Origin of the sequence: Kocuria sp. APC 4018 (assembly GCF_030407675.1) — a bacterium.
Lineage (GTDB): Bacteria > Actinomycetota > Actinomycetes > Actinomycetales > Micrococcaceae > Kocuria > Kocuria rhizophila.
On the sequence record NZ_JASDCY010000003.1, the window covers coordinates 41,797 to 58,814 of the forward strand.

At 68.7% G+C, this 17,018-nt stretch carries 14 protein-coding genes and 2 tRNA genes; 3 read left to right on the forward strand and 13 right to left on the reverse strand.

The annotated features are described in order from the left end of the window. The first annotated feature begins 60 nt into the window (after positions 1 to 60). Positions 61 to 1,218: an esterase family protein gene (locus QL985_RS01095; protein ID WP_259905815.1), complete on the forward strand. Its 1,158-nt coding sequence runs from the start codon at positions 61 to 63 to the stop codon at positions 1,216 to 1,218. Positions 1,219 to 1,237: 19 nt separating this feature from the next. Then, positions 1,238 to 1,927 carry a hypothetical protein gene (locus tag QL985_RS01100; protein ID WP_259905816.1) on the forward strand — a complete coding sequence of 230 codons (690 nt, stop codon included), beginning with the start codon at positions 1,238 to 1,240 and terminating at the stop codon, positions 1,925 to 1,927. 12 nt (positions 1,928 to 1,939) lie between these two features. On the opposite strand, the gene QL985_RS01105 is transcribed toward QL985_RS01100, so the two are convergent. From QL985_RS01105 to QL985_RS01115, 3 genes are all read right to left on the reverse strand, one after another. Continuing rightward, positions 1,940 to 3,190 carry an MFS transporter gene (locus tag QL985_RS01105; RefSeq protein ID WP_259905817.1) on the reverse strand — a complete coding sequence of 417 codons (1,251 nt, stop codon included), beginning with the start codon at positions 3,188 to 3,190 and terminating at the stop codon, positions 1,940 to 1,942. Positions 3,191 to 3,594: 404 nt separating this feature from the next. Next, positions 3,595 to 4,137 (reverse strand): rhomboid family intramembrane serine protease, encoded by a 543-nt coding sequence (locus tag QL985_RS01110; protein WP_259905818.1) that lies wholly within the window; start codon positions 4,135 to 4,137, stop codon positions 3,595 to 3,597. A 430-nt stretch (positions 4,138 to 4,567) separates the two neighbouring features. Then, positions 4,568 to 5,122, reverse strand: a complete 555-nt coding sequence (locus tag QL985_RS01115; RefSeq protein WP_259921724.1) for a peptidylprolyl isomerase — start codon at positions 5,120 to 5,122, stop codon at positions 4,568 to 4,570. Positions 5,123 to 5,281: 159 nt separating this feature from the next. On the opposite strand from QL985_RS01115, the gene QL985_RS01120 reads away from it, so the two are divergent. After that, complete coding sequence (locus tag QL985_RS01120) at positions 5,282 to 6,193, forward strand: hypothetical protein (RefSeq protein ID WP_259906011.1); 912 nt, start codon at positions 5,282 to 5,284, stop codon at positions 6,191 to 6,193. 94 nt (positions 6,194 to 6,287) lie between these two features. Here the strand turns inward: QL985_RS01120 and QL985_RS01125 are convergent, their stop codons facing one another. From QL985_RS01125 to dnaN, 10 genes are all read right to left on the reverse strand, one after another. Continuing rightward, entirely contained in the window at positions 6,288 to 7,583 is a 1,296-nt protein-coding gene (locus QL985_RS01125) for an Nramp family divalent metal transporter (protein ID WP_259906012.1), read from the reverse strand. Between the two features lie 282 nt (positions 7,584 to 7,865). Further along, a tRNA-Ala gene (locus tag QL985_RS01130) sits at positions 7,866 to 7,938 on the reverse strand. Positions 7,939 to 7,989: 51 nt separating this feature from the next. Next, positions 7,990 to 8,112 carry a hypothetical protein gene (locus QL985_RS01135; protein ID WP_256388763.1) on the reverse strand — a complete coding sequence of 41 codons (123 nt, stop codon included), beginning with the start codon at positions 8,110 to 8,112 and terminating at the stop codon, positions 7,990 to 7,992. Positions 8,113 to 8,161: 49 nt separating this feature from the next. Continuing rightward, a tRNA-Ile gene (locus QL985_RS01140) sits at positions 8,162 to 8,235 on the reverse strand. Positions 8,236 to 8,326: 91 nt separating this feature from the next. Next, positions 8,327 to 8,812 (reverse strand): DUF3566 domain-containing protein, encoded by a 486-nt coding sequence (locus tag QL985_RS01145; protein ID WP_019310431.1) that lies wholly within the window; start codon positions 8,810 to 8,812, stop codon positions 8,327 to 8,329. Further along, the gene (gyrA, locus tag QL985_RS01150; RefSeq protein ID WP_259906013.1) at positions 8,809 to 11,523 is read right to left on the reverse strand and encodes a DNA gyrase subunit A; all 2,715 of its coding nucleotides are present in this window, start codon (positions 11,521 to 11,523) and stop codon (positions 8,809 to 8,811) included. Before gyrA ends, QL985_RS01145 begins: the two co-directional genes overlap by 4 nt. Before the next feature lie 77 nt (positions 11,524 to 11,600). Then, on the reverse strand, positions 11,601 to 13,664 hold the full coding sequence (gene gyrB / locus QL985_RS01155) for a DNA topoisomerase (ATP-hydrolyzing) subunit B (protein WP_124109061.1): 2,064 nt from the start codon (positions 13,662 to 13,664) through the stop codon (positions 11,601 to 11,603). A 250-nt stretch (positions 13,665 to 13,914) separates the two neighbouring features. After that, entirely contained in the window at positions 13,915 to 14,508 is a 594-nt protein-coding gene (locus QL985_RS01160; RefSeq protein ID WP_019310428.1) for a DciA family protein, read from the reverse strand. Next, positions 14,501 to 15,715, reverse strand: a complete 1,215-nt coding sequence (gene recF / locus QL985_RS01165) for a DNA replication/repair protein RecF (protein WP_019310427.1) — start codon at positions 15,713 to 15,715, stop codon at positions 14,501 to 14,503. The genes QL985_RS01160 and recF overlap by 8 nt, the downstream gene beginning before the upstream one ends. A 4-nt stretch (positions 15,716 to 15,719) precedes the next feature. Then, a complete protein-coding gene (gene dnaN / locus QL985_RS01170) occupies positions 15,720 to 16,844 on the reverse strand; it encodes a DNA polymerase III subunit beta (protein WP_019310426.1) in 1,125 nt (374 codons plus the stop codon). Positions 16,845 to 17,018: the final 174 nt, after the last annotated feature.

Below are 17,018 nucleotides of genomic sequence, written 5' to 3' on the forward strand. Positions count from 1 at the left end.
GGAGACCACCGGTCGTCCCACGGAGTCCACGGACAGTCCACAGGAAACGAGCAGTGTGCCATGGCGTTCTTCGAGCTGACAGGGTGGCCCCTCTTCGTCCTCGTCGCGGGGGCCGCGCTGGTCCTGCTCGCGGTCACGGTGCTGGTCCTGCCGCGCCGTCGTGGGCCGGGGCTGGGAAAGTACGTGGTGCAGCTCGTGTGCGTGGTGCTGGTGCTGCTGCTGACCCTCGTGGGCGTCTTCCTGAAGATGAACATGGACAACCAGTGGTACTCGAGCTGGGGTGACCTCCTGTCCAACGGCGGGGGGCCCGTGACCACCGCGACCGTCGGCGCCGTCCCGGCCGCCGTGACCACCGCCGCGAAGGATCTTCCCCACCAGCCCTTCACCTCCGCACAGACGGATCCCACCGGCAGCACCTTCTTCGGATCGCAGGTGGATGCCGCCAACACCTCGGGACAGTGGGTGCACTTCACCCTTCCCGGCCGGGAGTCGGGCATCACGCAGGATGCCACGGCCTGGCTGCCGCCCTCCTACATGGCGCAGCCGCAGCGCGCCTATCCCGTGATCACCGCCTTCACCGGCTTCCCGGGGGACGTGCGGACGTACACCAAGGCCATGGACATCGGCCACCACATCCGCTCCGCCGTCTCGGACGGCACCATGCGGGAGTCGATCGTGGTGATCCCGGACGTCTACCCGGGCAACAACGACACCGAGTGCGTGGACAGCGACCACGGGCTGTGGGACACCTACGTGAGCAGGGACGTGGTGTCCTGGATCCGCGAGAACCTCCGGGTCTCGAGCGATCGGGCCGCGTGGTCCACCCTGGGCTACAGCGCCGGCGGCTGGTGCTCGTCCATGTTCACGGTGCGTCATCCCCAGATCTGGTCCAGCAGCGTGAACCTGGCCGGCTACTTCGCGCCCATGTACAGCCCGGGACAGCAGTGGAAGACCGCGGATCCGGCGGCCTACGACCTCGCCTCGGTGGTCCGTCGCGAGAAGCCGGACGTGCGTCTCTGGTTCTTCTCGGGCGGTGAGGACACCGTCTCGGTGAACGCCGTGCGCCGCTTCGCCCCGGCCGTCTCCGCCCCCACGAGCCTGGAGACGAACATCTCCCAGAGCGGTGGTCACCGGGTCGCCCTGTGGGAGGCCCAGCTGGACTCCTCCCTGGCCTGGTTGGGCCGGACGTCTCCCGCGTTCGCGCCGGTCGCGGCATGAGCGGCTCGCGTCACCGAATATGAACGCCGGGGAATACGCCGGGACGGTGTTCGTCACCGCCCTGGGTGGCTTCGACCCTGCCCCCATGATCATCATGGCCGCAGCGCTCGGTGCGGGGGTCCGCCGACGCCACATCATGGGCGCGTCCGCCCTCCTGCTGGGAGGCACCGCGGCGTGGGGCGTGGCGCTCACCCTGCTGGTGGGACCCCGCCTGCAGCGCGTGGACTGGTGGGCCCTGGTGCGCCACGGCAGCACCGCCGCATGGGTCGAGGTCGGTCTCGCAGTGGCACTCGGGGGCTACGCGCTGTGGCGGGCCGTCTCGCGCCGCCGGGCCCGGGGAGAGCCGACTCCCGAGAAGCCCGCCGCGAGCCCCTGGGCCCTGTACACCACGTCCCTCGTGTTCGTGGGGATCGTGGTGCTCGACATCCCGTTCGACGTCCACGTGGCGGTCGCCGCGTCCCAGCCCCTGCCACGGATGGTTCTCGGATGGGTGGTGTGGGCCCTGCTGAGCCAGATCGCCCTGACCGCCCTGGTGCTGCTGACCCTGCTGGGCAGGCAGGAACGGTTCTCCGCAGTGATGCGACGCGCGTGGGCGGCCGTGGCACCCAGGATCTCGGTGGTCGTCACCGCCCTGCTGGGCCTGGCGTCCCTGCTCATGCTGCTGGACGCCGGGCTGTTCCTGTGGGCGGGCCAGTTCCTGTTCGTGTGATCCGGTCCCTGCTCAGACCGCCGTCTGGGAGGCGGTGACGGGGTGCCCGGCCGCCAGGCGGCGTCGCCGGTCCGCCTTCTGCCGCTGCACTCCCGCGAGCGCTAGCAGTCCGCCCACGATGGACAGCGCGCACGCCACCACGGCGGGTGAGCGGTAGCCGAAGCCGGCGGAGATCACGACGCCGCCCAGCAGGGCCCCGATCGAGTTGGCCACGTTGAACGCGGCGTGGTTCAGGGATGCGCCCATCAGCTGGGCGGAGCCCGCGGCCGTGATGAGCCAGCTCTGGATGCTGGGCATGATGAACGAGTTGACCAGCGCCATCACGAAACCGGCCACGAAGATTCCCACCGGGGAGCCACCGAGGATCCCCATGAGGAGAAGTGCTGCGGCCAGTGCCGGGAAGCCCACCGCCATGGTGCGCCGGGCGCTGCGGTCGGCGCTGATGCCGCCGAGGGCGTTGCCGATCGTCATGCCCACGCCCACCACCGCAAGCAGCCACGGGATCGCGCCGGCGGGCAGCCCCGCGAGCTCGCGGCCCATCTGCGTCAGGTACGTGTAGATCGCGAAGAACCCGCCGAAGCCCACGGCGGCCACCCCCATCACGATCCACACCTGGGGCAGGGCGAAGGCCTTGAGCTCACCGCGTCGGCTGGCCCCCGCCACGGGCTCCTGGCGGGGAACCGTGAACCACAGGCCGAGGACGGTCACGGCGAAGACCAGGGCCACCGCGCCGTACGCCATCCGCCATCCCCACGCCTGGCCGATGGCCGTCATGACGGGCACGCCCACCACGTTCGCCACCGTGAGACCGGACAGCGCGAGGGCCACGCCCTTGGCCTGGTTGCCGGGGCCCATGACGGTGGCGGCCACCAGCGAGGCGAGCCCGAAGTAGGCACCGTGGGGCACGCCCGCCAGGAAGCGCAGCACGACCAGGGACTCGAACGAGGGTGCCAGCGCGGAGGCCAGGCTGCCCGCGAGCAGTGCCGCAGCCATCACCAGGAGCATGACCGTGCGCGAGGACTTCGCCGCCAGGAAGGAGATCACCGGGGCCCCGACGACGACGCCGGCCGCATAGGCGCTCACCATCCAGCCTGCCCGGGCGATCCCCGTTTCCGGCGACTGCCCGTAGAGCTGCGGCATGAGATCCTGGGCGATCTGCGGGAGCAGGCCCATGGAGGCGAATTCGGTGCAGCCGATGCCGAAGCCGCCCAGCGCCAGGGCGAGCAGGGCGAGTCGGCGGCGAGCAGGAGTCAGCTGAGTCATGACCACGCGGCCTTTCGAGGATCCGGGAGCGAGGGGCGGCACGGGGCGGCCGTGCCTCTCGGGGCGGCTCTTCGCACGCGACGGCGGGTACGCAATGAGCAGGCGGCGTCGGACGGCGCACATCCGTCACGGCGCACACACGGACAACGCACGCGGAGGGGAAATTATTCGCTCCGGGGGACCCGTGTGCGGGAGGTCACCGGCGGCTTCTCCCCACCCGGTGCACGGACGTTTTCCACAGGTGTGGAGAAAAGTGTGAATATCTTCCGGCACATGTGTGGATCGGGGGCCGTGAAGCCTGGAAATCCGGTATCCACAAGGTTGTTCACAGGTGTGGAATTACAGATGTGTAAGTTGTTAACAGGTGTGGACAAGCCCTGTGGAGAACACCGTGGGGCACCACGTCAGATCCTCCGCCGCAGCTGCGGCAGCATGAGCGCCGCCACGATCGCGCCGGTGACGAGGCCGCCCAGGTGGGCCTGCCACGCGACCCCTCCCACCAGGAATCCGAAGGCCAGGTTGATCACGATCAGCACCGTGATGGGCACCATGTTGTTCTCGAAGTGCCGCATGAACACGAACATGGCGCCGAAGAGTCCGAAGATGCCGCCGGAGGCACCGATCACGAGCACCCAGGGATCACCGAGCAGCAGCACTCCCACCGAGCCCCCGACCACGGAGAGCAGGAACAGCGCGGCCATCCGCCACGCTCCCAGCAGCGGCTCCAGCATCCGTCCGAAGAGGTAGAGGGTGTACATGTTCAGCAGCAGGTGCACGGGAGAGGGCATCGCGTGAACGAAACCACTCGTGAGCATCCGCCACGGCTGGGACGCGGTGAGGGCGGGGGCGTAGCCCAGCACGGTGGAGAGGTCGTAGGGCGTGAACAGACGCGTGAGCCACTGCAGCGCCCACATGCCCGCACAGATGCCGATGAGCGTCCACGTCACCGGCCAGCCGCTGCGTCCGCGCCCCCTCCGGGATCGCCCGTGGGAGGGCGCACCGCCCCAGGCAGGGTTGTGCTGCCCGGGGTTGTCCTGCCCGGGGTGGGACGGTCCGTGGCCGTGCGGCCCGTACCCGTGCGGTGCCGGGCCCTGAGGGGCGCCGCCGCCCGCCCGGGGGTCGCCCGGCTGCTGCCCGGGAAGGTACTGGCCGTAACGGGGCGCCGGCACACCACCACCCTGCGGGACTCCGGGGACTCCCCCGAGGCCGGGGTCCCCGTGCGGGTGGGCCGACCGCGGGTCGGAGCCTTCACTGGCGTGGTCGTCACTCATGTCATCTCCGGCATGTCAACTGGTGGGAAGGGGAATTCCTCCCCGGATAGACGTGGAGCCCACCCGGTGACCGGGTGGGCTCCACGCTGTGTGGTCTCGAGGGGGCTCAGAGAGCTTCCACGTCGATGGAGGTGATCACGCAGTCCTCTACGGGGCGGTCCTGGCCGCCGGTGCGGACGGTGTTGAGCTCGTCCACGACCTTCTTGGACTCGTCGTCCGCCACCTCACCGAAGATGGTGTGCTTTCCCTGCAGCCAGGTGGTGGGGGCGGTGGTGATGAAGAACTGCGAGCCGTTGGTGCCGCGTCCGTTGCGGGTGCCGGCATTCGCCATGGCCAGCATGTACGGAGCGTTGAAGTTCAGCTCGGGGTGGATCTCGTCGTCGAAGTTGTAGCCCGGGCCGCCGATCCCCTGACCCAGCGGGTCGCCGCCCTGAATCATGAAGTCCTTGATGATCCGGTGGAACACGACGTCCTTGTAGAGGGGTCCGGTCTGCTTCTCACCCGTGCGGGGATCGGCCCACTCCTGGGTTCCGTCCGAGAGACCCACGAAGTTCTTGACCGTCTTGGGGGCGTGGTTGCCGAAGAGCTCCACCACGATGTCCCCGTGGTTGGTGTGGAAGGTGGCCTTGTGCGTGGCAATAGCGGAAGTCATGGCTGTCATTCTGGCACGGGTGTCACGCAGCCGTCAGGACGGCCGAAAGGTGTTCAGCGCACAGTGAAAAGCCCCCCGGGCAGCCCGATCCCCGGGAGTCTCCCAGCTCACAGAACGTATGCTGGGAAGTGGAGATTGACATCATCGCCACTGTAGGAGGGAGACATCATGAGCGTGTTCAAGAGCAAGGCTCAGAAGCAGGCCGAGGCTACAAGCAAGGCGGCCGGGCACAAGGTCGTCCACGCGGGGGACTGGCTGTCCACCGAGATCGGTGAGCTCGGCGAGAAGCTGCAGCACGGCGTGGAGGCCGGCGCCACCGCCCTGGCGAGCGGCGTCGAGGCCACGAGCCCGTACGTCCAGGACGGTCTGGGCAAGGCCCAGAGCTTCAGCGAGGACGCCCGCAAGCGCAGCGAGAAGGCCAAGGCCGCGAGTGTCGCGGCTGCTGCTCCCCTCGCCGCCAAGGCCGCCAAGAAGACCGCCTCCGGTCGCGCCGCCGCCCAGGAGAAGTACTCGGGTGCCGTGGCAGCACTGGCCGCCAAGGTCGCGGACGCTGACACCTCTGACCAGTTCGACGCCCTCGTCACCAAGCTGACGGGCGACAAGAAGACGGTCAAGCGCATCCAGAAGGCCGCCAAGAACTCGGCCAAGGAGTACGCCAAGCAGCAGAAGAAGGCCCAGGGCGGTCACAAGGGCCTGCTGGTCCTCGGTCTGCTCGTGGCCGGCGGCGTGGCAGGCGTGGCCGCGTGGCGCGCCTCCCGTCCGGTGCAGGATCCCTGGAAGACCCCGGCCACTGCGTCGCCGCGCGTCTCCGCGTCCCCCGTCAACACCAACTCCACCGTGGCCGCCGGCACCGGTGTGAAGGTGGACGACGTCAAGGACCCCACGTCCACCGTGCACCAGGAGGGCACCGCCACGCAGGCGGCCCACCGCGCCACGGACGGCGTGAAGTCGGTGGCCGAGGACGCCAAGCAGACCGTCAACGAGGTCAAGGAGCAGATCAAGGGCTCCAAGACCGATGACACCAAGCTGGGTTCCGCGGACAACGCCTCCAAGCACAACCCGGGCAACACCAAGCACTGAGGTTCCACAGGATCCCCGCAGGGGATCCCGTGACCACAGCACGACGCCGCGCTCCTCCTCCGAGGGGCGCGGCGTCGTCGTTGTCAGGGCCGGGTCAGGAGAAGATCCCGGCCACGGTGTCGTAGGTCTGGTACACGCCAAGGATGATGAACAGCACCGCGCACACCACCAGCACGGCGTTCGTGAACATGCCGTTGCGCCACTTCTTGGGGGTGCGTGACGTGTTGAGCAGCCCCAGCAGCGTGATGGCCAGGAACGGCATGAACAGCGCCCCCAGCACGCCGTAGAGCAGGATCAGGAACACGGGCTTGCCCAGGAGCAGCAGCAGCATGGGCGGGAACGTGAGCCACAGCAGGTAGAACTTGAAGTACTTCCCACCGGATCTGGTGTCCGGGTGCCCACTGGGCTTGTGGCGGACATTGCCCCAGTAGTCCGCGAACATGAGGGAGACTCCGGACCACACGCCCACCACGGAGGAGAACGAGGCGGCCCAGAACCCCACGAGGAACGTCACGCCGATCACGTCCCCGTAGCGCTCGCGCAGCACCTTGTCGAGGTCCAGCAACCCCTCGTCCCCGGCGCTGATCGCATAGCCCGCCGAGTAGAGCACCTCCGCACCCACCACGAGCATGGCGAGCACGAAGATGCCCGTCATGGTGTAGGCCACCACGTTGTCCAGCTGCATCACGCGCATCCAGCGGGGCTGGTGCCATCCCTTCTCCCGCAGCCAGTAGCCGTACGCGGCCAGGGTGATGGTGCCGCCCACACCGCCGGCCAGGGCGAGCGTGTACACCACACCGCCCTGGGGGATCACGGGGATCAGCCCGGTGATCATCTCGGGGATGTCCGGCACCGTGATGACGGCCAGGCCCACCATGACCACGAACATGATGCCCACCATGGCCGCGGTGATCTTCTCGATGACCGCATACCGTCCGAGCCACACGATCCCGAACCCCAGCACGCCCATGATCATGGCCCACGCCCACAGCGGCAGGAACGGGAACAGGGCCGCCAGGGGCAGCGCGGACGAGGACATGGCGGTGGCTCCGTACACGAAGCCCCAGATGATGATGTACGGGCCGAAGTACCAGGAGGTCCAGCGGCCCAGGGACCGCCAGCCCTCGAAGATGGTGCGGCCACTGGCCAGGGAGTAGCGCCCCGCTCCCTCCACGAGCACGATCTTCATGATGGTGCCGGCCACGACCGCCCACAGCAGGGTGTAGCCGTACCGGGAACCGGCGGTGAGGGTGGCCACCATGTCCGCGGCACCCACGCCCGTGGCGGCGACCACCAGTCCGGGGCCGATCAGCTTCCACCGCTCGATCCGCTCGAGCGGCTCGTGGGGATCGACCGAGGCCAGGGGCTGCAGGGGGGTCTTGTCGCGCATGGGGAGACTCCGCACTTCGATATGGGGCACGTCACAGGTGGGGACCAGTCTGTCACGGCCCCGGGCCCCTCGGTGACAGTCGCGTTCCACGGCGGGCCGCCCGTGCCGCGCAGGAGGCGCCCCCGGGAACCGGCGGGCCTGAGGCACCCGGTGCCCCGGCGCCGTCGGCCCCGTGCATGTCCCTCTGTCGGTGCCGGCGGCCCTGCGCGGCCCCCCGCTCACCTGCTGGGGAACGAGAAGAACCCCGGACACCTCATTGCAGAGGCGTCCGGGGTTCGGGTGTGGAGCCTAGGAGATTCGAACTCCTGACATCTGCCTTGCAAAGGCAGCGCTCTACCAACTGAGCTAAGGCCCCGTATTCAGTTGCGGCGCTCCTCCGCCGGGAGGAACGCCGTGCCCGCGGTTCTCAGTCCACGGGATCCACTGCCGAATTCCACGCGTCCCGCTTGGCCTCGGCATCGCGCCAGGACTTCACAGCGGCCACCGTCAGTCCGGTCAGGGCAACCAGTGCCGCAATGCGTGACTTCACAGGGATCCTCCGGTCGAGCAGAACTCGCGGTGGGTGGGAATTCGATGGGTGGGCGTACCAGGAATTGAACCTGGGACCTCTTCGTTATCAGCGAAGCGCTCTAACCGTCTGAGCTATACGCCCTCAGCGTGGCCGGAACAGAGCATTCTCTGGCTGGCCACGCCAAGACTTTACCGGAGGTTGGTCCCCGCACCAAATCTGTGCGGGCCGGGGATCAGTCGTCGGTGAGGGTCACGCCGATGCCGCCGATCAACGACGCCGCGATGTTGTACAGGATCGCTCCCAGCACGGAGAGCGCAGACAGCAGGATCACGTTGACCACGGAGATCAGGGTGGAGAACAGCGCCGTGTTGCCGAGCGACAGGAACTTCTTGATGTCCGCTCCCTCCGCACTGCCACCGAGCATGGAGAGCAGCTCGTTGATGCCCTGGAAGAGACCGGTCAGATCCAGCACGAGCCACAGCACGAGGGACGCGACCACGGTGATGATCCCCAGGGCCACGGACAGCAGGAACGCCAGCTTCAGGACGGACCACGTGTCCACCTTGGAGACCACCAGGCGGGCGCGGCGCACCTTGGCCCGGGGGGCGGGTCGCACGAGCCCCTTGCCGGAAGTCTTTCCGTTCTGCTGGGGCTTGGACTTCTTGGGGGAAGAAGTCGTCGCGGGCTTGCCCGCTTTCGAGGCCGAGCTCGCGCTCATGCGTCACCTCCGTTGTCGTTGTCCTCCAACGCTACTGCATCGTTCTGGCCGTCGGAGTCAGCCTGGCCGTCCCCGGTGCCCTCCGGGACGACGTCACCGGATCCGGTGTCCCGTCCCTCACCGACGACGCCGCCCGGCCCGGTGCCGTGCGCCGCGTCCTCCTCGGCCACTTCCTTCTCGATCTCGCGCTCCGCGTTGCGGGCCACACCCACGATGGTGTCCTCGGGGCCCGGCTTGGCGAAGATCACGCCCATGGTGTCGCGGCCGCGGGCCGGCACCTCACTCACGGTGGAGCGGACCACCTTCCCGCTCTCCATGACCACGAGCACCTCGTCGTTCTCGCCCACGATCAGACCACCCACGAGGCCGCCGCGGACCTCGGCGAGCTTGGCCACCTTGATGCCCAACCCACCTCGGCCCTGCACGCGGTACTCCTGGACGGAGGTGCGCTTGGCGTAGCCGCCCTCGGTCACCACGAACACGTGGGAGTCGTCGTGGACCACGTTGGCGGAGAGCAGCTCGTCACCCGAGCGGAACTTCATGCCCGTGACACCCGAGGTGGCGCGACCCATGGGGCGCAGGGCGTCGTCGTCGGCCCGGAAGCGCAGGGACTGGCCGTGGCGCGAGATCAGCATGACGTCGTCGTCCGTGTCCACGAGCATGGCCGAGACCAGCTCGTCGTCCTCGCGCAGGTTGATCGCGATCACGCCGGCGGAGCGGTTGGTGTCGTAGTCCGTGAGGCGGGACTTCTTGACCAGGCCGTTGCGGGTGGCCAGCACCAGGTACGGCGCGTCCTGGTACGAGCGCAGCTCCATGACCTTGGCGATCCGCTCCTCGGGCTGGAACTCCATGAGGTTGGCCACGTGCTGGCCCTTGGCGTCCCGCCCGGCCTCCACGAACTCGTAGGCCTTGACGCGGTAGACCCGGCCCAGGGTGGTGAAGAACAGGATCCAGTGGTGGGTGTTCGTCACGAAGAAGTGCTCCACGACGTCGTCCCCGCGCAGCTGGGCGCCCTTGATGCCGCGGCCGCCGCGGTGCTGTGCGCGGTACTCGTCCGCGCGGGTGCGCTTGACGTAGCCGTCACGGGTGATGGTGACCACCACCTGCTGCTGCGGGATGAGGTCCTCCATGGAGACGTCCCCGTCGAAGCCGTACAGCACCTCGGTGCGGCGGTCGTCCCCGTAGCGCTCCACGATCTCCGCGAGCTCCTCCGAGATGATCTCGCGCTGGCGTGCCTCGGACGCGATGATCTCCTCGTACTCCGCGATCAGCCGCTGCAGCTCCGCGTGCCGGTCCTGGATCTTCTGGCGTTCCAGGGCGGCCAGGCGCCGCAGCTGCATGTTGAGGATCGCCTGGGCCTGTGCCTCGTCGATCCCGAGCAGCTCCATGAGTCCGCTGCGGGCCTCCTCCACCGTGGGGGAGCGGCGGATCAGGGCGATGACCTCGTCCAGGGCGTCCAGGGCCTTGAGCAGGCCCAGCAGGATGTGCGCCTCCTCCTGCGCCTGCTTGAGGCGGTACCTGGTGCGCCGCACGATGACTTCCATCTGGTGCGTCACCCAGTGGTGCACGAACGCGTCCAGCGACAGGGTGCGCGGCACGCCGTCCACGAGAGCGAGCATGTTCGCGGAGAAGTTCTCCTGCAGCTGCGTGTGCTTGTAGAGGTTGTTGAGCACCACCTTGGGCACGGCGTCACGCTTGAGCACGATGACCAGGCGCTGACCGGTGCGCCCGGAGGTCTCGTCGCGCATGTCCGCGATGCCCTGGACCTTGCCGTCCTTGACCAGGTCCGCGATCTTGATGGCCAGGTTGTCCGGGTTGACCTGGTAGGGCAGCTCGGTGACCACCAGGCACGTGCGGTTGTGGATCTCCTCCACGCTGACCACGGCGCGCTGCGTGATGGAGCCGCGGCCCGTGCGGTAGGCCTGCTCGATCCCCTTGTGCCCCAGGATCTGGGCGCCGGACGGGAAGTCCGGGCCCTTGACCCGCTTGATGAGCTCCTCCAGCAGGGTCTCGCGGTCCACGTCCGGGTTCTGCAGGTACCACTGGACGCCGTCCGCGACCTCGCGCAGGTTGTGCGGCGGGATGTTCGTGGCCATGCCCACCGCGATGCCCGCGGAGCCGTTGACCAGCAGGTTCGGGAACCGGGACGGCAGCACCGTGGGCTCCTGCTGCTTGCCGTCGTAGTTGTCCTGGAAGTCCACGGTGTCCTCGTGGATGTCCCGGACCATCTCCATGGCCAGCGGCGCCATCTTGGTCTCGGTGTACCGGGGTGCCGCAGCGCCGTCGTTGCCCGGGGAGCCAAAGTTGCCCTGTCCCAGCGCGAGCGGGTAGCGCATGGTCCAGTTCTGGATCAGTCGCACCAGGGCGTCGTAGATCGCGGAGTCGCCGTGGGGGTGGTAGTTGCCCATCACGTCCCCGACGACGCGCGCGCACTTGTTGAACGAGCGCTCCGGGCGGTAGCCGCCGTCGTACATGGTGTAGAGCACGCGGCGGTGCACGGGCTTGAGGCCGTCCCGCACGTCCGGCAGCGCACGGCCCACGATCACGGCCATGGCGTAGTCCAGGTAGGAGCGCTGCATCTCCGTCTGCAGGTCGATCTGCTCCACGCGGTCCGAGGTCACCTCGAGGTCGTCCACCACGACTCCCTCGACCGCCTCGGGGGTGTTCTCCGGATCCACGGGGCCGGGGCCGGCCTGCGTCTCGTCACTCATGCGTTGCTGTCCGTTTCTGCTGGTCTGTCACGGTCCACTGTTCATGCCGGCAGGGGAATATCCGGCGGTTGACATGCCTAGATGTCGAGGAACCGAATGTCCTTGGCGTTCTGCTGGATGAACTCCCGACGGGACTCCACGTCCTCGCCCATCAGCACCGAGAAGACCTGGTCTGCCGCGGCGGCGTCGTCCATGGTGACCTGCAGCAGCGTGCGGTGCTCCGGGTCCATGGTGGTCTCCCACAGCTCGGTGTAGTCCATCTCGCCCAGACCCTTGTAGCGCTGGATGCCGTTGTCCTTGGGCAGGCGGCGGTTCTCCGCGAGACCCCTGGCCAGGGCGGCGTCGCGCTCCGCGTCCGAGAACACGTAGTCGTGCGGCGCGTTGGACCACTTGATGCGGTACAGCGGCGGCTGCGCGAGGTACACGTAGCCGTGCTCGATGAGCGGGCGCATGAAGCGGAACAGCAGCGTGAGCAGCAGCGTGGTGATGTGCTGGCCGTCCACGTCCGCATCCGCCATCAGCACGATCTTGTGGTACCGGGCCTTCTCGATGTCGAAGTCGTCCCCGATGCCCGCGCCGAACGCCGTGATCATGGACTGCACCTCGGCGTTGGACAGTGCACGGTCCAGCCGGGCGCGCTCCACGTTGAGGATCTTGCCGCGCAGCGGGAGGATCGCCTGGTGCGCGGGGTCGCGGCCCTGCACCGCGGAACCACCCGCGGAGTCGCCCTCCACGATGTAGATCTCCGAGAGCGTGGGGTCCTTGGACGAGCAGTCCTTGAGCTTTCCGGGCATCCCACCGGACTCCAGCAGACCCTTGCGGCGCGTGGTCTCGCGCGCCTTCCGGGCGGCCAGGCGGGCCTGGGAGGCGTAGATGGCCTTGCGGACGATGTCCTTGGCCGGGTTCGGGTTGCGCTCCAGCCACGCCCCGAAGAGCTCGAACATCTCACGCTGCACGAAGGTCTTGGCCTCGGAGTTGCCCAGCTTGGTCTTGGTCTGACCCTCGAACTGCGGCTCGGAGAGCTTGATGGAGATCACCGCGGTGAGACCCTCGCGGACGTCCTCGCCCGTGAGGTTGTCGTCCTTGTCCCGCAGCAGCTTGTTCTCCCGCGCGTAGCGGTTGATCAGCGTGGTCAGTGCGGTGCGGAAGCCCTCCTCGTGGGTGCCGCCCTCGTGAGTGTTGATCGTGTTGGCATACGTGTGCACGGACTCGTTGAACGCCGTGGTCCACTGCATGGCCAGTTCCAGGGACATCTTCTTGTCCTGGTCGTCCACCTCCAGGGAGATCACGTCCTGGTGGATCAGCTCCGCCTTCTTGGAGGAGTTCAGGAACGTCACGTAGTCCAGCAGGCCGTCCTCGTAGCAGTAGACCACCTGGCGCGCGCCGGCCACCGCGGCGTCGTCGTCCGCGCCGGCCGTGCCGCCGTCCTGCCCCTCGAGGGGACCGGTGGCGTCCGCGGGAGTGTCCCCGGCGATCTCCTCGCCGGTCTCGTCCGTGGCGCGCTCGTCCGTGAGGGAGATCCGCAGGCCCTTGTTCAGGAACGCCATCTGTTGGAAGCGCGCACGCAGGGTCTCGAAGTCGAAGTCCACGGTCTCGAAGATCTCGGCGTCCGGGTAGAAGACCTGGGTGGTGCCCGTCTCCTCCGTGGCCTCGCCCTTGACCAGCTCACCCTGCGGGCGGCCGCCGTTGGCGAAGCTCATGCGCCACACGTGCCCCTGGCGGCGGACCTCGGTGTCCACCCGCGAGGACAGGGCGTTGACCACGGAGATGCCCACGCCGTGCAGACCACCGGAGACCGCGTAGCCGCCGCCGCCGAACTTGCCGCCCGCGTGCAGGATGGTCATCACGACCTCCACGGTGGGCCTGCCCTCGGTGGGGTGCATGTCCACGGGGATGCCGCGGCCGTTGTCGGACACGCGCACGCCGCCGTCCGCCTGCAGCGTGACCTCGATGTGGTCGCAGTATCCAGCCAGGGCCTCGTCCACGGAGTTGTCGACCACCTCGTAGACCAGGTGGTGCAGACCCCGGGGCCCGGTGGAGCCGATGTACATCCCCGGGCGCTTCCTGACCGCCTCGAGACCTTCCAGGACGGTAATGTCGCTCGCGCCGTACTCGTGCTGTGGGGAGTCCTCTGTAGCCACGGGGTTTCCGGTCCTCCTGCGTAATCGTTGGCGATCGTCGCCCGGCCCACATGAGTACAGCCGATGAGACGGCTCGCGGCTCATCGGCTGGCGGGACGAAGAGATCTGTGACTTCTCATTCTAGCGGATGTTCCCGCGGATCAAGCCCTCAACGGCCGCCAGACGCTCCGGAACCCCGCCGTGATGGGTGGCGTCATTTCCGGGGCTCGGAGCGGCTCGCGGGATTCTGGCGGGTTTTGGGCGGATCCGCCTACCCGTACGTGTCCCGGGGGCCTCGACCCTGCACCGCCCAGCGTCCCCGCTTCCAGCTGGGCCCCACAGGGCCGTGGATCTCCAACCTGGTGACGATGCCCTCGCCGAGCTTCTCGGCGAAGCTGCGCAGGATCTCGGACTGGATCAGCCGCAGCTGGGTGGCGTACGCCGTGGAGTCGCAGCGCACCCGCACCACCGTGTCCTCGAAGTGCTCGGGCCACGTGTGCTCCGCGTTGCGCGGACCCACCAGGGAGGCCCAGTCCGCGAGCACGCTGCTCACGTTCACGGGGGTCTTCCACCCGCGGTGGGTCATGAGCGTGTCCACCACCGAGGACAGCGGCCGGGGGTCCCGCGCCGAGCGTCCCGGGCCGGAGAATCCCCCCAGCTGCCGGGGGTCCGTCCCGTAGCGGTTCCTGCTGCGCAGCGCCGGGGAACCGGTCCCCTCCTCCATGGCGGTTCCGAACGCCCGCATGTTCTTGGCCGCGGCCGCGGTGGACAGCGGCTTGTCCCCGCGGTCCTGCGCCGCCTTCCGCGCCCGCTGCAGGGCCACGGCCGCGGCGTCCACCACGTCCCGGTGCACCGTGTCACTCATCTCCGGCGCCCTCGTGCTGGTCCGCTCCGGCGGACGACGCCGCCGCGCCGCGTTCCCGGACCACGCCCGGCTCCACGTCCAGGACCGTGTGGGAGCTCTCGAGCAGAGCCGCGGGAAGGTCCTCGTCCACGGCCGCCGTGACGAGCACCTGTTCCGCCTGCCGCACGAGCTCCGCCAGCCGACTCCGGCGGCGGGCGTCCAGCTCCGCGAACACGTCGTCCAGGATCAGCACCGGAGCGGCACCCGGGGACGGGTCGTCGGCCACGTGCACGTACCAGGACCCCAGGCGCAGCGAGAGGGCGATGGACCAGGTCTCCCCGTGGGACGCGTAGCCCTTGGCGGGTGTGTCTCCCAGGCGGATCAGCAGATCGTCCCGGTGCGGACCCACCAGGGTGATGCCGCGCTCGCGCTCCTGGCGCTCCACGCGTTCGAAGGCGTCCATCATGAGCCCGTGGAGGTCCGCCACGGTGAAGTGGGCGAGGGCGTGCTGGTCCGCGCCCGGGGCCACGGAGGAGCTCTCGTACTCGAGCCTGACGTGCTTGGGGCCCTCCGTGAGCTGCTGGTAGGCACGGTCCACCTCGGGCTCCAGGGCCTCGAGGAGCTGGAGCCTCGCGGCCATCAGAGCCGCGCCGGCCCGTGCCAGCTGGTCGTTCCACACCGCGAGCGTCGCCCGGTCCGAGTCCGAGAAGGCCCGGGAACGGCGAGTGGACTTGAGCAGGGCGTTGCGCTGCTTCAGCGCACGGTCGTAGTCCGAGCGGGCCGCGGAGAGCACGGGCCGCATGGCCGTGGCGAGGTCGTCCAGGAACCGCCGCCGGTGGGACGGATCACCCTTCACCAGGGTGAGGTCCTCGGGGGAGAACAGCACGGTGTGCAGTGTCCCGAGCGCCTCCCGGGCGCGCACGGGTGCGGCGCGGTTGATCCGCACGCGGTTGGCCCGCGCCGCATTGAGCTCGTACTCCAGCACCGTGCGCTGCCCACCGCGGTTCACCCGCAGCCGGATGATCGCACGCTCCGAGCCCGTGGCGATCAGGGGCCCGTTGCCGGAGACACGGTGGGAGGCCAGGGACGCGGCCCAGTCGACCGCCTCCACGATGTTGGTCTTGCCCACGCCGTTGGGACCGGCGAACACCGTGAGTCCCGGGGTCAGTGCGAGGTCCAGACCGGCGTAGGTCCGGTAATCCAGCAGCGAGAGGTGGTCTACGAACACACGATCACTGGTTGGGCAGACGGACCGGCATGAGCAGGTACTTGTAGTCCACGTCATCCTCGCCGTCCGGCTCTGCCTGCGCGGAGAGCACGGCGGGCTTGGGCGGAGCGGTGAACGAGAACCGCACGTAGGCCGAGTCGAACGCGTTCAGTCCCTCGGACAGGTACGTGGGGTTGAACGCCACGGTGATGTCGTCCCCGTTGAGCTGCGCGTCAAGGACCTCGGAGGCCTGGGCATCCTCACCGGTGCCGGCGTCGAGCGCCACCTGGCCCTCGCTGAAGGCCAGCCGCACCGGGGTGTTGCGCTCGGCCACGAGGGACACGCGGCGCACGGCCTCGACGAGCTCCGAGGTGCGCACCACCGCGGTGATCGGGGTGTTCTCGGGGAACAGCGAGCGGATCTTGGGGTACTCGCCGTCGATCAGCAGGCTGGTGGTGCGCCGACCGCCGGACTCGAAGCCCACGAGCTCGGTGTTCTCGGCCAGCGCCATGTTGACGTCCCCGGCAGAGCCGAGGGTCTTGGCGACGTCGTTGAGGGTCTTGGCCTTGATGAGTGCCGCGGTGGACAGCGTGGGATCGGTGGGGCGCCACGTGAGTTCGCGCATGGCCAGGCGGTACCGGTCCGTGGCCAGGAGGGTCATCTTCTCGCCCTCGATCTCCATGCGGATGCCGGTGAGGATCGGGAGGGTGTCGTCCTTGGACGCCGCGATGTTCACCTGCGCGACGGCGTGGGCGAACTCGTCACCGGCCACCACGCCCGAGAGCTCCGGGAGGCCCGGCAGCTGGGGGTAGTCGTCCACCGGCATGGCTGCGAGGTTGAACTTGGAGGACCGGCACGTGAGGGTGACCTTTCCGCCGTCGGCCTCGAGCTGAACGGGCGCGGAGGGCAGCGAGCGGCAGATGTCCGCGAGCAGGCGACCCGAGACGAGGGTGGTTCCCTCCTCCATGACGTCCGCACTGATGGTGAGGCGAGCGGAGATCTCGTAGTCGAAGCTCGCGATGGACAGGGACCCGTTCTCCGCCTTGATGAGCAGACCGGACAGCACGGGAACGGGGGGCCGCGGGGACAGCGAACGAGCAGTCCAGGTGACTGCTTCAGCCAGTACGTCGCGCTCGACCGAGAACTTCACGAAGGTGCCCCTCTGTTGGCTTTGGACAGGAGTGTCTTCCCTGCATGGTATCCGCCACGGAGGACGCCTCCCCAACGGGGTGAGGTGGTGGGGAGATCGTGTGCGCCGCCGTCGCGTCGGGGATTCGTGTAATTACAGAGATCCTCGAGGGGCGCACGGGGCGGATCGTCCGGA

Coding starts and splice junctions, on each gene's coding strand:
- QL985_RS01145 (WP_019310431.1), bottom strand. CDS start 8,812: ATGAGCGCGAGCTCGGCCTCGAAAGCGGGCAAGCCCGCGACGACTTCT.
- QL985_RS01125 (WP_259906012.1), bottom strand. CDS start 7,583: ATGCGCGACAAGACCCCCCTGCAGCCCCTGGCCTCGGTCGATCCCCAC.
- gyrA (WP_259906013.1), bottom strand. CDS start 11,523: ATGAGTGACGAGACGCAGGCCGGCCCCGGCCCCGTGGATCCGGAGAAC.
- QL985_RS01095 (WP_259905815.1), top strand. CDS start 61: ATGGCGTTCTTCGAGCTGACAGGGTGGCCCCTCTTCGTCCTCGTCGCG.
- QL985_RS01120 (WP_259906011.1), top strand. CDS start 5,282: ATGAGCGTGTTCAAGAGCAAGGCTCAGAAGCAGGCCGAGGCTACAAGC.
- QL985_RS01115 (WP_259921724.1), bottom strand. CDS start 5,122: ATGACAGCCATGACTTCCGCTATTGCCACGCACAAGGCCACCTTCCAC.
- QL985_RS01100 (WP_259905816.1), top strand. CDS start 1,238: ATGAACGCCGGGGAATACGCCGGGACGGTGTTCGTCACCGCCCTGGGT.
- QL985_RS01160 (WP_019310428.1), bottom strand. CDS start 14,508: ATGAGTGACACGGTGCACCGGGACGTGGTGGACGCCGCGGCCGTGGCC.
- QL985_RS01105 (WP_259905817.1), bottom strand. CDS start 3,190: ATGACTCAGCTGACTCCTGCTCGCCGCCGACTCGCCCTGCTCGCCCTG.